The organism is Azonexus hydrophilus DSM 23864 (genome assembly GCF_000429605.1).
GTDB lineage: Bacteria > Pseudomonadota > Gammaproteobacteria > Burkholderiales > Rhodocyclaceae > Azonexus > Azonexus hydrophilus.
On sequence record NZ_AUCE01000016.1, the window covers coordinates 25478 to 41494 of the forward strand.

General features: G+C 59.0%; 7 protein-coding genes. 1 reads left to right on the plus strand and 6 read right to left on the minus strand.

Annotation, left to right across the window (positions count from 1 at the left end):
* Positions 1 to 29 precede the first annotated feature (29 nt).
* Positions 30 to 2612 (plus strand): ATP-dependent chaperone ClpB, encoded by a 2583-nt coding sequence (gene clpB, locus G471_RS0108465; protein WP_028994975.1) that lies wholly within the window; start codon positions 30 to 32, stop codon positions 2610 to 2612.
* Between the two features lie 49 nt (positions 2613 to 2661).
* Here clpB and G471_RS0108470 read toward each other — a convergent pair whose 3' ends face one another.
* The 6 genes from G471_RS0108470 to G471_RS0108495 form a co-directional block, all read right to left on the minus strand.
* Entirely contained in the window at positions 2662 to 2958 is a 297-nt protein-coding gene (locus G471_RS0108470; RefSeq protein WP_028994976.1) for a DUF2502 domain-containing protein, read from the minus strand.
* 98 nt (positions 2959 to 3056) lie between these two features.
* Positions 3057 to 5180 carry a site-2 protease family protein gene (locus tag G471_RS0108475; RefSeq protein WP_245580540.1) on the minus strand — a complete coding sequence of 708 codons (2124 nt, stop codon included), beginning with the start codon at positions 5178 to 5180 and terminating at the stop codon, positions 3057 to 3059.
* Between the two features lie 2 nt (positions 5181 to 5182).
* Complete coding sequence (locus G471_RS0108480) at positions 5183 to 6529, minus strand: efflux RND transporter periplasmic adaptor subunit (protein WP_028994978.1); 1347 nt, start codon at positions 6527 to 6529, stop codon at positions 5183 to 5185.
* Between the two features lie 4 nt (positions 6530 to 6533).
* Entirely contained in the window at positions 6534 to 7286 is a 753-nt protein-coding gene (locus G471_RS17120) for an efflux RND transporter periplasmic adaptor subunit (RefSeq protein WP_043421244.1), read from the minus strand.
* Entirely contained in the window at positions 7286 to 8809 is a 1524-nt protein-coding gene (locus tag G471_RS17125; protein WP_088177966.1) for a TolC family protein, read from the minus strand. Before G471_RS17125 ends, G471_RS17120 begins: the two co-directional genes overlap by 1 nt.
* 2 nt (positions 8810 to 8811) lie before the next feature.
* Positions 8812 to 15972, minus strand: coding sequence for a tandem-95 repeat protein (locus G471_RS0108495; protein WP_028994979.1), 7161 nt, complete (start codon positions 15970 to 15972; stop codon positions 8812 to 8814).
* Between the last annotated feature and the right edge of the window lie 45 nt (positions 15973 to 16017).

Here is a 16017-nt window from a genome sequence, read left to right on the forward strand (position 1 = left end):
ATTCCAAGATTCCCGCCGGGAGCCAGCACATGCGTATCGACAAATTCACCACCAAGTTCCAGCAGGCCCTGGGCGACGCCCAGAGCCTGGCCAATGCCAACGATCAGCAATTCATCGAGCCGCAGCACCTGCTGCTGGCGCTGCTCGGCCAGGACGACGGCGGTACCGCCTCGTTGCTGGCGCGCGCCGGTGTCAATGTGCCTGCCTTGAAGCGCGATCTCGAAGGGGCGCTGACCCGCCTGCCCAAGGTCGAAGGCCACGGCGGCGACGTCCAGGTCGGCCGCGACCTGGGCAACCTCTTGAATCTCACCGACAAGGAAGCGCAGAAGCGCGGCGACCAGTTTATCGCCAGCGAGATGTTCCTGCTCGCCCTCTGTGACGACAAGGGCGAAACCGGCCGCATCGCTAGGCAGCATGGTCTGCAGAAGAAGGCGCTGGAAGCCGCGATCATGGCCGTGCGTGGCGGCCAGAATGTCGATTCGCAGGAAGCCGAGGGCCAGCGCGAATCGCTGAAGAAGTTCTGCATCGACCTGACCGAGCGCGCCGCCATGGGCAAGCTCGACCCGGTGATCGGCCGCGACGACGAAATCCGCCGCGCCATTCAAATCCTGCAACGGCGCACCAAGAACAACCCGGTGCTGATCGGCGAGCCGGGCGTCGGCAAGACCGCCATTGTCGAAGGTCTGGCGCAGCGCATCGTCAATGGCGAAGTGCCGGAAACCCTCAAGGGCAAGAAGGTGCTGGTGCTCGACATGGCCGGCCTGCTCGCCGGTGCCAAGTATCGCGGCGAGTTCGAGGAGCGCCTCAAGGCGGTGTTGAAGGAAGTGGCGCAGGACGAAGGCCGCATCATTCTGTTCATCGACGAAATCCACACCATGGTCGGCGCCGGCAAGGCCGAAGGCGCCATCGATGCCGGCAACATGTTGAAGCCCGCCCTGGCGCGTGGCGAACTGCACTGCATCGGCGCCACCACGCTCGACGAATACCGCAAATACATCGAGAAGGACGCCGCGCTCGAACGCCGCTTCCAGAAGGTGCTGGTGGACGAGCCTTCGGTCGAATCGACGATCGCCATCCTGCGCGGCCTGCAGGAGAAGTACGAGTTGCACCACGGCGTGGACATCACCGACCCGGCCATCGTCGCTGCTGCCGAGTTGAGCCATCGCTACATCACCGACCGCTTCCTGCCGGACAAGGCCATCGACCTGATCGACGAGGCCGCTGCACGCATCAAGATGGAAATCGACTCCAAGCCGGAAGTCATGGACAAGCTCGACCGCCGCATCATCCAGCTGAAGATCGAGCGCGAGGCGGTCAAGAAGGAGAAGGATGAAGCCTCGCAGAAGCGTCTCGGTCTGATCGAGGAAGAAATCGCCCGGCTGACCAAGGAATACTCCGACCTCGAGGAAATCTGGAAGGCCGAGAAATCGGCCGTCCTCGGTTCAGCCCAGATCAAGGAGGAAATCGACCACCTCAAGGCCGAAATCGCCCGCCTGCAACGCGAGGGCAAGCTGGAGAAGGTCGCCGAGCTGCAGTACGGCAAGCTGCCGCAGCTTGAAGCGCAGTTGAAGAAGGCGGAAGCCGAGGGCGACGGTGGCCAGCAGAAAAACAAGCTGCTGCGCACCCAGGTCGGCGCCGAGGAAATCGCCGAGGTGGTCAGCCGCGCGACCGGCATCCCGGTCAGCAAGATGATGCAGGGCGAGCGTGACAAGCTGCTGAAGATGGAAGACCGCCTGCACCACCGCGTCGTCGGTCAGGACGAAGCGGTGCGCCTGGTCGCCGATGCCATCCGTCGCTCGCGCGCCGGCCTCGCCGACCCGAACAAGCCCTATGGCTCCTTCCTCTTCCTCGGCCCGACCGGTGTCGGCAAGACCGAACTGTGCAAGGCGCTGGCCGAGTTCATGTTCGATTCCGAGGAACACCTGATCCGCATCGACATGAGCGAGTTCATGGAGAAGCACTCGGTTGCCCGCCTGATCGGCGCGCCGCCGGGCTACGTCGGCTACGAGGAAGGCGGTTACCTGACCGAAGCCGTGCGCCGCAAGCCGTACAGCGTGATCCTGCTTGATGAGGTCGAGAAGGCGCATCCGGACGTCTTCAACGTGCTCCTGCAGGTGCTTGACGACGGCCGTATGACCGACGGTCAGGGCCGCACCGTGGACTTCAAGAATACCGTCGTGGTGATGACTTCCAACCTCGGCAGCCAGATGATCCAGCAGATGCAGGGCGACGACTACCAGCTGATCAAGCTGGCCGTGATGGGCGAGGTGAAGACCTATTTCCGCCCGGAATTCATCAACCGCATCGACGAGGTGGTGGTCTTCCACGCGCTCGACGAAAAGCACATTGCCGGTATTGCGAAGATCCAGCTCGGCTACCTGGAAAAGCGCCTGGCGCAGCTGGAAATGGGCATCGTCGTCGACGAATCGGCGCTGCTCGAACTGGCCCAGGCCGGCTTCGATCCGATTTTTGGCGCCCGTCCGTTGAAGCGCGCGATCCAGCAGCAGATCGAGAATCCGCTGGCCAAGGCCATCCTCGAAGGCAGATTCGCCGCCAAGGATGTGATCCGCGTCAGTTGCGAAGGCGGCATCCTGCGCTTCGCCAAGGGCTGATGCGCCGACGGTGAATCACTGGGCGGGCCCTTGCGGCCCACCCCGTCGTTCAGCAGTTGCCTTTCTTGGCCTGGCCCGGCGGGCAGAAGCCGGGGCCCTGATGCGGCACGCCCTGCGGCCGGCCGGTATAGTATTTCTCGCCGCGCGGGCCGTGGTGCTTCTTCCAGTAACCGGGTTCGCGCCATTCGTATCCGTCCCAGTAGTAGCCGCGGTCGTTCCGGCTGCCGAAGGTGACGGTGACGCCGCCGGTCTGGACGCGGACGCTGCCGACATCGACGCGGATGTCGCTGGCACTGGCCAACAGTGGTGTGGTCGCAATCATTGCGGCTAGGAAGAATTTGCGCATTTCCTACTCCTTTGTTTTGATCATGGGCCTGGCTTTATTTAACGACCAAAGCCTGCCAAACGCTTACAGTGAAATTGTAAGATGATGTTGCGCCGTGCTTAGAACCCGCTTTCGCGCACCAATACCGAAATCACCTTGGTCATACCGGCGACCAGCAGGCTGCGTCCTTCCGCTTCAACGTGAACCGTGCCACGCAGGCGTACCGTTGGGGCGAGCGCTGGTTTGCAACCGGTCAGGCGGATGCGGTAAATCGGTGCGGCAGGTATGGGGTTACCGCTGCGATCAATCCTTGTTGGCAGTGGACCACCGTGAGTACTGGCCAGTTCGGGATCTTCGATAATGGCAGCATTTACGTTCTCGACTTCACCGACCTGACAAGTCCGCCGACCGCCTATGCCACTTTCGGGAACGAAGCGGGCCTGGCCGCCTGCATGCAGCCTGGGTAAATCGCTTTCGCCAATATAGGCGTCGACAATGCTGCTACGACGGTCAACGACGGTCAGTAATTTTTCCTTGGGCGTGACCCAGGTTCCGGGTGCGAGATCCTCTGCACGAAAGGCAATTTCGCCATCGCCGTGGGCGCGTAGTTCAAGCCGCTTGCTTTCTTCGTGCAGACCGCTGAGTCTGGCGTTGGCTTCCGACCACTGGTGGCGTAATACATCGCCACGACCGATCAGTGCGTCACTGAAAGCCTGCTGCTCCAGTTGCTGGCGCGCGTGGTTTTCCTGAACCGTGGCCTGCGTCAGTCGATGCATGAGTTCAGGCGCATCAAGGCGAATCAGAAGTTCGCCGTTACTGACGCCTTGCTTGTCTGCAGCAGGATATTCCGCGATCACGGCAGCCATGGGCGCATAGACATGCTGCTCTGCAGCGGGGGCAAGAATGCCCGGGGCCCGAATTTCCGTTTGCCATGGCAGCGCGAGCCAGATCAACAACAGGCTGAGGCCGATGCTGAGGCGCCGGGTGGCCGGATTCCAGACAATTTGCTCCTTGCGTTTCCTCCACGCTTCAATTTCGTTGGCAATCGGGCGCAGGATGAACCAGCCGATTTCGACCAGCATCAACAGAATGCCCAGGGCTTTGAAAAATGCGTGATAGACCAGCAGCGCGATCGAAAGGAAGAGCAGGAAACGGTACAGCCAGGTGGCGATCGCAAAAGCGATCATGAAGCTTTGGCGCGATCGTGAAAATGATTCGGGAGGCGCATCTCCCCAGCCAAACAGGCGCTCGCGCAACCACCAGCGACCGAGTGCGAAGGCTCGGGCATGCAGATTGGGGATGCCGAGGGTGTCGACCAGCAGGAAGTAACCATCGAAACGCATGAATGGACTGGCGTTCAGTGCCAAGGTCATCAGCCAGGAGGTCGTTGCCAGAAAAAGCGCCGCGGCTTTGGCGGGGCCTTCCGGCAGCAGAAGCCAGGCCCAGGTGGCAAGGATCGCCACCAGCGATTCCGCAGCCATGCCGGATAGTGCAATCTGAAAGCGGGCGCGATGTGAAGGCAGTTTCCAGGCTTCGTTGGTGTCGGTGTATAGCACCGGCCAAAGCACAAGAAAGGCGACACCCATCGTAGGTACCTTGCAGCCGTGATACTTGGCAACCAGTCCATGGCCGAATTCGTGGGCAACTTTGGCAACGGTCAGTGCCAGTCCGAAAGCGATCAGGGTTTCCGGTCCGGAATATTCAGTGAAGCCATGCAGGAGTTGTTCCCATTGCCTGATGACCAGGATGCCCGCAACCAGCGCGAGGATTCCGGCAGCCAGCCAGAAACGTTGGTCGAGAAATAGCGGGAGCCAGCGTTGACCTCGCGCCAGCAGCGTATCCGGGCGAAACAAGGGCAAGCGGAAGAACAGGTAGTTGTGCATCAACCACTTTGCCCAGTGCTGTTTCCTCGCTTTCAGGGCTGTCGTCAGGGTTGCCGTATGTCGTGCGTCGTTTCCTTCGAGCAAGTGATGGCGTTCGAGAAAGTCGACGACGGATTTGATCGTGTCGATGTCTATCTCTAAGGTGGTTTCCTGATGGATTGCATCGACAATTTGCGCGGGGTCGCCGAGCGACCAGCGCGAGAGGATCTCAAAGGCAGGCCAGCCAATCTGGTAGAAAACGTTGGCTGCGGGATCGTGGAGATGCCAACTCGGAGCACCGTCGAGCGTCGCCGGGGCAGCATGAATGCCAAGGTCCTGACGCAGCGGTGGCAGCCTGCCTGACAGGGGTGGGGTAGGCATGCTCACCAGCCGATCCACTGGCGAGCCGTGGCCAGCGGGCGGCGCATCACGTAGTAAACGAGGGGTGCCCAGCCCGCATGAATCTTGGCGGTGCCGGTCAGCCCGAGACGCGGAACGGCTTCGCCGTCGACAAATCCCGCCTTCAATTTGTAGGCAACCATGCCATCGGCGGTGACCTCAGGCTTGTAGGCCATGTAAGACAGGCGGGCGTCGTAACTGAACTGCGGCGCATTGTTCAGATACAGCGTTACCTTGGCATCTTCGGCAAAGTCGAGTACGTCGGCGACCGGCAAGCGGATCGTGATTTCCACCCGCTTGGGGTCGGCAATCTGCATCACGCGTTCGCCAATCACCACGGCACGGCCGATCCATTCGGTGGCATCGGTGAAAACGGCGACGCCGGCACGCGGGGCTTTGACCTGGACGCGATCAAGCAATTGCTCGGAATAGGCCAGTTCAGCAGCCTTTTCTTCCATCCGGCTACGTCGCTGGCTCATTTCCAGACGACCTTTGTCGTCATCGCTGACTGCGAGTTGGGCCGCTTGACGATATTCTTCGCTGGCGGCTTCGAAGGCCTTGCGGGCGACGGATAGACGGGTTCGCAAACCGGTTGTATCAAGGTCGAACAACGCCTGATTTTCCACAACCGGTTGATTGGGACGAACATGCACGGTATCGACCGCCCCTTCCAGTGGGGCGCGAACCGGGAATGCATCCTTGGGCGTGACATCGGCGGGCGCCATCACCGTGAGCCTGACCGGGAAGAGTAGGAATACAGCGATTGCGATGGCAACTTTCTGCTTGCGTTGTTTGCCTGCCGCCAGCCACTGCTGCAATCGGGGCCGCCAGCCTGGGGTGCGCCGGAAGAAGCGAAGGGCATGGGCAAAGATGGCAGCAAGTTCTTCGGCGATCTCGATTTCGCTTTCCGAAAAAGGCGTATCACGAGCCAGTAGCCACCAGCCGAGTTGTTTGCCATCCACGCCATCCGCTTGCAGGGGCAGCGCGAGCGCATGCTCGGGCCACCAGTCCTGCCAGTCGGTCAGAATCGAAGTGCTGAGGTCTGCAGGGGGGGCTGCCAGGTCGAGGATTTGCGTCCGAGGCAGGGGGGGGAGTTGATTGGCGAGTTGGTTGAGCCACTGTACGTAGGGGGCATCTCGTTCCGTCGCCGGGATGCCGGACAGTGCAACCGTCCCCCCGTCCTGCAGCCAAAGTGCCGACTGGCGAAAATCGATGAGCTGACGGCTTTCATTGACGATGATGAAGCCAAGTTCTGCCTGATTGCTGGCAGTTCTGACACGTCGTCCAAGGTGCAGCACTGCACTCGCGACATGCTCGTTCGCGTTTTCCATCCGGTCAGCGGCCTGGTGGCGAGAACTGGGCCCAGCCGCTCATGCCAGGCAGCAAGTTATCGATCCTTCCGTTAACTTCGGCGATTACCGGCACGGTCTGGTTGACCGGATCAATACGTGCACCGATCCTGACTACGCTGGCGGGAACGTCGCGGTTGAGTTCTTCGACGCGCACGGTGAAGCGGGTGCCCTTGTTGACCCATGCGAGCCAGCGGGAGGGAATCAGCAGCTTCACCTCAAGTTGCCGGGCATCGACGATGTCGAGCAGGGGTTTGCCCTGAGCGATGAATTGATGTGCGTCTACGTGCACCTTGGCGACCCTGCCGTCGTAGGGAGCGGTGATCGTGCATTTTGACAAGGTGGCGCGCATGGCAGCGGCTTCTGCTTCTGCTTCCTTGAGTTTTGCGGTGGCCTGGGTCAGTTCGAGAGTGCTGGCCGATCCCAATTCAACCAGTCGTCGATTCACCTGCAGGGTCTGGCGGGCCGCTTCGCTTGATGCTTCGGCTTTACCTAGCTGCGCCCGTTGTATCGTGCAATCAAAGGCGGCCAGTACCTGACCTGAACGGAAGGCATCCCCTTCGCGAACGGCGATCCGCGTCAATTTTGCGTTGATCTCTGCAGACAGTACAGTTTGCTGCTGGGCCGAGATTTGTACGCGAATCCGGTCTTCCGCCGGCTTTGTCGGGTCGTTGGACCATGCAAAGGGACTGGCAAGGCACAGCAGGGCGCCGACGAATTGCTTTTTTGTGAACGGCATCAACGATTTCCGCTAGTGCTGCCCACCTGCGTCAGCAATTTGGCCAGCTCGGCTACCGGCTTGTCGCTCAGTCCCGCCAGAGGCAGCGGGTCGCTGCCGAGCGTTGCGATCAATTGGCCGTAAGAAGACTGCATGGCCGCGTAGCTCTGATAGCGGCGATATTCCGACATCAATGCCGTGACGCCACTGCGAATCTGATTCAGCTTGTTTTGTGCGTTGATGTCCACTGCTGCTTTGGTATGTCCGTGAATTTTTTCGTCGATTGTAAATATTTCCTGGGAGAGCGCGTACTGACGCTCCCGCGCATTGTAATCCTGCCAGGCGACATGAACCTGCGTCAGGATGGCGACATTGAGTGCCAGTCGCTGCATGCGGCTGACTTCAGTCTGGTCCTCTGCCAACTGTATCTGTTTAGGTCCCGACAGCAGATTGAGTAGATTCCAGGTGACCCGCAAGCCGGCATCGGTCCAGTTGTTGTTGGCCAGAAAACGGTTGCTGTCGTAATGCGGTCCAGCAAAAATCTCGATGCCGGGAAGCATGCGAACCAGTGCCTTGCGCGTTTCGAGAATGCCGATACGTTCCTGAAGGTCTGCCTCGATCAGTTCCGGTCGTTGTAGCAGCGCCTGCTCTTCCATTTGTTCCAGTGTCATCTGCAGCTTGGGACTGAGCAAAGGGCCGGTGGGCAAGTCGAGTTTGAATTGCGTTGCCGGCGGCAGATTCATCAGGTTGGCCAGTTTCGGTTTGGCCTGGCGCAATTCGTCACGCATGGCTTCCAGTTGGCGGACGATGTCTAGCATGGCCTTGCGGTAATTCAGGGTTTCCAGCGGCGGACGAAGCTGTTCGCGCTCAACCGCTTCGGCATTGCTCAGCGCTTCGCGTACTTCGAACAGGAGTGGCGCAACCTGAGACTCAAGGGCTTCGGCACCAACTGCCAGCCAGTAAGCCTGGCGAACCTGATGCATCAACTGATGCACCGTCTTGCGCTGGCGTTCAGCAAGGATCAATGAGCGATTGGCTTGCTGGTGGGCCTGGAAATAACTGACGCCGAAATCGAGTGCGTTCCAGGTGAAATTCAGGTCGGCGGTGTTTCTCTCGCGTTCCTGCGAGGTGGTTCGGCGAGTTGAGGGAACGATCTCTCCAGTGTCGACATACATGCTGTCGGACACCAGATAATTGTTCCGCGTGACATAACCCGCATTGGCTACCAGGCGGGGCAACATGTCGAATCTCGCGACATCTGCCTGTCCAAGGGCCATCGCCTGTTCCAGCATCTTCACTCGGTGATCAAGGTTGTACTTGATCGTTCTGGCCATGGCTTCTTCCAGTGTGATGGGGCCGGTAACCGCCTCTTGATTGGTGAATAGCTGAAGCCGATCTGCTTTCAGCGTTTCGCTGCGTTCGGCTTGAGTAATCGGGTTTGGAATGACAGCGCAACCCGTGAGCAGAGCAGAGATGGCCAGTGCGACAATGGAGGTGGACCGGCGAATGAAGGGGCGGGCAGGAGACATGTTGATATTGGTCATTTTCAGGAGATGTTTTTCTGGATGATGCGCTGATCGGCAATGCGTTGCAGCTTGTTAGCGATGAGGCTGCGTTCGCTATCCGATCCTTGGCGGCCAAAACGGGCGAGTTGCTCGTTCAGGCTTGCTTTGCCCCGGGGGATTAGCTGAGCTGACTTGGCGGCCACCGGAGTCTCGGTACGGTCAGGTGGCGTGTTGCTTTCCTGGCCGTCGGTACCGCTTTCTTTTTCCGCGATTTCGGTCTCATCGGCTGTGATCCGCAAGCGGAATTCGGCTTCAACGATCTGCCCGGAATCGTCTCGGGCGACGATGCGGATGTCCAGTGTGACTGACGTGCCAACGGGCGGAGTACCTGAGAATTTTCCGGTTTTTGGATCGAAAGTTAGCCAGTCGGGCAGCGCTTGACCATCAGCCATTCGTGCTTCAACACTGACTCGTGCCGAAGCATCCGAATGCGAAAACATACCCGAGGGTAGCAGGAATTCATTTGGCCGACCGATGATTGCGATTTGCTCAGCGGGGGCTGCAACCAGTAGTAACTCACGGGCTTGGCCAGTGGTGCTTGGGCCAAAGCTGATCAGGCTTGTCGTGCCCGAAGTGAACTGATTCCCCGAGTTTGTCGTGGTCTGGGCGGGGTTTTCCGACGGATTGGCCGTGCCGGATGCCGGATTTTCGCTGCTGTCGGAAATTCTCAGTGTGAAATCGGCGCGAGCCGTGTTGCCACGATTATCCGTTGCCAGCAAACGAATCTCCAGGGTGCCGGATGTGCCTGCTGGCGGCGTGCCCGTGAATTGACCGTTAGCCTTGTTGAACGACAGCCACGTCGGCAATGGCTGGCCATCGGAGAGTTCTGCCTCCACCGAGGTTTTTGCCGAGGTGTCCGAGTTTGCAAAAACCCCGGAAGGCAATTGGACGACAGCCGTTTGATTGGCTTCCATCGATTGCGCGCCTGGCTGGACGTTCACGAAAAGCTGGGCGTCACCTGAGTTCGAATTGTCCTGCTGCTGGATGAGGAAGGAGTTTTCGCTCAGCGTTGTGACAGGCAGTTCGGGAATATCAAATACCAACGGGCTGTCGCCTGTGGCTTCAACAATAGGTGGTGGCGACAGCGTCGGTGGTACAAAAGGCTCCGGCGCCGGCGGGGGCGGCGGGGCAACAGGGGGTGGCGGCGGTGGTGCTGGTGGTGGGGGCGGTGGTGGTGGGGGCGATACCGGTGTGTCGTTGGATTTGGCGCCGCTTGTGTTCTCGGTGCCATTCGCATTGTAGAGGGTGCCGGTACCATCATCCTTGATGGTTGCAGTACCGATGACGGCGGTACCGCCGGCGGGGGTGGCGGTGAGGGTGAAGGTTTCGTTGTTGTCCTGAAGGCTGTCCTCGATGACCGGGGTACGGACGAGGAAGCTGCCGCCGGCGGGGATGGTGACGGCGGCGCTGTAGTTGGACCAGGAGCTTCCGCCATCGGTGGAGATCTGCAGATTGCTTGCGTCGGTCGCTCCGAAGTCGACGGCACCACCGGTGGCGGTGCCGGCAGCGAGGCTCAGGGTCACGCTCTGGCCGCTGGTGCCGGTGATGGAGAAGACGGCATACGGGGAAGCCTCATTGACGGTGGGGCTGGTGACTGTGACGGGGGGTACGATTGCGCTGTCGTCATCCAGGCCTGTCAGGCTGGTAATGGGCGTGCCGCCTGTGATGGCTCCATCATACTTGCTGCCGCTGCCATCATCGACGATGGTGCTGACTGCCGCACGACTGAGATTTCCCGGGTTGCTGCCTCCGATGCTGGCGCGAAGTTCGAAGGTTTCGGCAACCTCGTAAACATCATCCTGTTCGCTGCGGATATCCACCCGCACATAAACTTCGCCAGAATCCTGTCCGGTCGGAATCACAGGCTTGTTGCTCGGGGAGTAGGTGCTCCAGGTACTGCCGTCATAGGAAAATTCGAAGGTGAAGCCGCTGATCGTCGCGTCCCGATCGCCGCTTGTGGCGGTGTTTGCCAGTGACAGGTCAAGCGTTTCACCGGCGCTGCCGGTCACCGTGAAGATGGCATAGGTAGAACCCTCGTTGACTGGTCCTTCGGCAGTAATCGAAAGCATGTAATCTTTTTCGATACCGCTGCTGCTTTCGTTGGGTACGCCGCCAGTCAGATTTCCGTCATAACGTTTTCCGCTGCCGTCGTCGACGATGGTAGCCGTACCAACCGTACTGCGGCCGCTGAGGTTGGTAGCGACCAGTGCGTAGGTTTCCTCGCCTTCATAGACGGCCGGATTGTCGTTAATGATGGTGTTGCGGACAAACAAGGTTCCGCCAGCAGGCAAGGTGAATGGGCCGCTGTAGTTCACCCAGTCGTTTCCGTCGTGATACTGCAACGATGCGCCATAATCCGTGCCTGCCGTGGCGGAGCCGGCAATCAGCGCCAGCGAGATGGTCTGCCCGGCGGTGCCGCTGACGGTAAATACGGCATACGGGGAAGCCTCGTTGACGCGGATGCTGTTGATGGTGAGCGGACGATCATCGTCAAGGGTGTTGGCGGCCGGTGTCGTGTCTGGAGTCAGGTCGAGATCGGTTGCAGTAAATACTTCACCAGCACCGTCATCGCGGATGCCGCCTGTTCCTGCAGCACTGCTGCCCGCGGTGTTGGTTGCAGTCAGTTCGAGTGTCTCGGTCCCTTCATAAGCAGCATCCTGATAGACGGCGACGCGTACCATCAGCGAGGCGTTACCCGTGGTTCCGGGAATTCGCACAGTGCCGCCTGTATACGCAACCCAGGTGTTGCCATCGTGATATTCAAGGGCAGTCGCGTGATCGATGCCGGCGGTCGCATGGCCGCTACCCACCCCGGTCGCTCCCAATGAGAGCGTCACCAGTTGCTGAGCCTGACCATCGACCTTGAACAGCAGGTAAGGCGAGGCTTCGTTGACTGTTGTGCCGGTTACATTCAGGGGGCGATTGTCGGGGTTGACCGTGATCGCCATGAAGTCGGTGTCGCTGTTCCCGTCGGCATCCAGCGTCTGCATGCGCAAGGTGTCGGCGCCGGAAAATCCGGTATTTGGCGAATACTTCAGTGTTCCCAGCAAAACGTTGATTTGATCTCTGGTCCCGGTCAGTACCAGCGGGTTGCTGGCCGTGCCGGTGCCACTGACTCCAGCACCAGTCGCAGAGAGCGTGCCATTGGCGACAATCAGGCTTGTGCTGGTGATGTTGTTGTCGGCATCGGCAACACTGATGCCGGAGAAGGTCAGTGTTTCATAGTCTCCCAGCGATGCCGTCGCCGGCAGGGTGTTGACCGGGGGTTGGCCTGGTGCCGCTGGTCCGGCATCGGTGACATGCACTGTCAGCGTGTAAGTGCTGCTGCTCAGGCTAGGCGTCCCTGTGATGTTATCGGATACCTGAAAGCCGATGGTCGTATAGCTACTGCCCGACTCGTTGCTGGAGGGCGTGAAAACGAGTTTCCCGTCATTGATGTCAGCGATCGCGATGATGTCACCGGCTGAGACCGCGACACCATTCAGCGTCAGGCTGCCTTTTGAGGGCAGGCTTGTGATCTTGACGCCAGCGAGGGCGTCGCCATCGATGTCGTTGTAGTTGCCGAAATCGTCAGCACGCAAGGTGACGGACGTGTTCTTCGCGGTCGTTACCGCATCGTTGTCACTGGTTGGCAGATCGTTCGATGCCGAGATACTGATGCTGACCTGAGCCGAGAACCGTTCGCTACCGCCTTCCGATGCCGTGTAGGTGACCGTCGGCACGGGACCGTTGTAGTTTGAATATGGCGTGAAGGTCAGCGTACCATCGCTGGCAATCGACAGATCGCCGATGCCATTCAGTGTCAGCGTGGTTCCTGGTGTCGTCGTACTTTGATTTCCCCAGCTGTAAGCTGTGACGGTCTTGGTGCCGCTACTGGTATCGTTGTCCAGTACGTTGACTGTTCCCTGAGTGTCTTCCTGAACGTTCAGGCTATCGTTGGCTGCAGTGAACGAATAAGCACCGCTGGTGCCATCAATGCGAATCCGTAGCGTGGCGGTATTGCTCTCGGCATGACTGTCGGAAGTTTTGTAGGTGAAAGTCTCCGTGTAGCTTTGTCCAGCATTCAGTGCGTTGCTGGTCAGGGTGTAGGTATAACTGCCATCGCGGCTGAGGCGAAGGTAGCCATGCAGTCCCGCCATCAGCATCTCGCCTGGCCCGGCGGTCGGTGCCGAAGCGCTGTTTGGGTCAGCGAAGGTCACCTGCTTGTTGGCAATCGAAACGGCCTGGCTGAGGGTGATGGTATCGGTTCCGATCGCTGTTACGGTGATGGTTTGACCGGTCGGCATGCCATCCCAGGTTGCGATATCACCAACAGCGATACTGCCTAAGCTTCCTCCGGTAAGCGTCAATGTATTGGAGGACGAGACGGTGGTGCCAGTCACTGCAATTTTTACTCGGACATTTGGATCCTGGCCCTGCGCGCTACCAAGTACCTCAAATTCGGTGTTGTCCGGGTAACGCAGTACAGCAGCCGGGTCGCTGAAGATCAGGTATGACGAGCCGCCAGAGCCTGCTCGCTGCACGGTGAGCGGTGTCGTGCCGTCGATATGGGTAGGGTCCTGCCAACTACCGTTGAGATAAACCTTGAGTGAGTAATTGACGTTGTTACTCAGTCGGGAGGTGTAGCCACCGCCTGCTGTCTGAGTGACCGTGTAGGTACTTGAGGTAACCGGCGAGGTTGCGGTAACCACAACACTGTCGCCGGGCATGGTGATTACATCGGAGGTGCCAATACTGACCTCAAGTTGAATGCTGTCGACGTCGGTATCATTGTCAAGAACGTTTCCACTGATCGATCCGTAATTACCTGCTGTTCCCGGTGAGACTTCCTTAATGGAATTGGCGTCGTCCACTGCTACGGGGGTATCGTTTGTGCCGTTGATCTTGACTGTCAGCGTGCTTGTCGCAGCATTACCGTTGGCGTCGGTGATCGTGTAAGTGAAGGTCTCTGTCTTGGAAGCGCCAGCGTTGAGTTGATCGACGACCGAGTCGAACGTCGAATCGGGGGCGTAGGTGTAGGCGCCATCCGCATCGATGGTCAGCGTGCCGAATTGTCCCTTGATCGTGGTGGTGCCACTGGCGGCGACAGCGCTGTTGAACACGGATGTGACTTTGATGCCAGTTCCGCTGTCGTTGCTGAGCACATTCCCGACAGCGTTGCTGCCTGCTTCGTTGTAGCCAGCTTCCTTGGCTTCAAAGGCTGAGCCGGTGCCAGTGTCGGCGTTTGCTGTCGGCGGCGCAGGCGTGCTGGGGACGGTGATTGCCAAGGTGTAGCTGGCGGCGCTTGCTGCGCTGCCATCGGAAACCTTGAAGCCGATCGTGGTATCCGCCGTGGTCGTGTTCAGGCGTAATTTCCCTGCGTTGATGTCGGCGGCGGAAAATTCCGTATCGGTGGAACCATTCAGGGCGATGGTGACCCAGCTGCTTCCATCGAGATATTCGAGTGTACCGTTGGCAGGCAGGCTGGTGATGATGATCTTGGCCAGGGGGTCGCCATCGATATCCTGATAGTTACCGAAATCGGTCAGACCAAGATAAACGGTGCTATTGGGATTGACCGTCAAGCTGTCGTTGGAAGAAGTCGGTGCGTCGTTTACCGGGGTGACGGTGATCGACAGGACCGCGTTGGCCGTGCCGCCATTGTCATCGGTTGCCGTATAGGTCACGGAGGGGACGGCGCCGTTGTAATTGGGGGTGGGGGTAAAGGTGTAGTCGCCGTTGCTGTGGACAGTCAGATTGCCAACGCCGGCGATGCTTGCCGTGGTTGATGGATTTGCCGTGCCGGCAGATGGTGCGGCAACAGTGTAGGTGGTGTTGCCGATGACAAATTGGGTGACACGCAGGTTGTGACCGTCCGGGTCGCTGTCATTCGTCAACAGATTGCCCGTGTTGTTGCTCGTTGCATCTTCGGTAACGGTGAGGCTGTCATTGCTGAGCAGGGGGGGCGTGTTGATTGGAATGAGCGAATTCATTGACGAATCGACGCGATCCGAGGATGAACCAATATTCTTGATGCTGCCGTTTTCAACACCGAAAGTGCTGGCAAAGTAGGCTGTGTCCACGACCAGAATGAACCCGCGGTTGTCTGCCACATTGCGGTCGCCATCGGTGTTGCCGTCAGCCTGGGCTGCAGCCAGGGTGTTGAAATCGACGTCAGTCCAGAAATAGAAGCCTTTGACCTGGCCTCCAACCTTGATTGGCCGGCTGATCCAGCCATAGAAGGTTTCTGTATTTCCTGTGGTCGTATCCAGAATGTTCAGGCCGATGGCGGACACGTCGTTGCCGCTGAAATAGCGGCTGTTTGTATCGTCGCTGAAAGTCGGGGCGCCCAGGTCGGTATAGATGAAGTCGTGACTGTTAGACTCTTTCCCGGCGGGCGTGGTGGCTTTGTTGACCTCGTAGACCTTGAAGAAATTGAAGCTGGCCTGCTCGACCTGATAGGCCTCGCCGTCGAGCCAAATCGTGCCGGCATCATTTTCCACGGCGATTCTGGCTGCATCAAGGAAGTTGGGTGTCTGGCCAAGTACGGCGTTGGCAAACGCCTCGCCTTCGTCGCCAGGGGTGTCATCGTCCCCGTTGAGCCAGCGATCGATATGGTGACCGATTTCTTCGATCATCACGGCGCTTCTGGTATGGCTGGTCTGTTCCGACCACCATTGTTCGTTGATGAAAATGGTGGCGACTTGGTTAGGGCCTTCGGCCGAATATGCGGCGTAAGCGCCTTGCAGAACCTCTGCGGGGACCCCAGTCATTTCAAGCCGAATTTCGCCATTGATCAGGGCGGCGCGCAGGCTGTCGGCTCTTTCCTGCCAGTTGGCGTCAGGCGATGTCTTGCCGCCATTGAAAATGGCGAACAGGGTTTCGTTATCGGTGTTGTCAAGGAAAGCAAGAATGGCATCGCGAGCATCTTGTTGGGCTTGCGTCAGATTGCCCGTATTTTCATTTGTGCCGAATGCCGGGGTATCCTGCTCTACGGTCGTGTTGTCCGTCGCCGTGGAATGTGTAGGCTGAGTTTCAGTGTTTTGATCGATTCCGTCCGCTGTGGCAACCGCAGCCGCATCGAACATGATCCGCGGTTCAAGGCTGCTCAGCAAATTGCTGGTCGGGATGCGTTTTGCCAGGCGGCGAGAGGTGGGTTTCATCAACTCAATCCATCAAAAATGACAACAAAAACCAAGTTTGGCTTT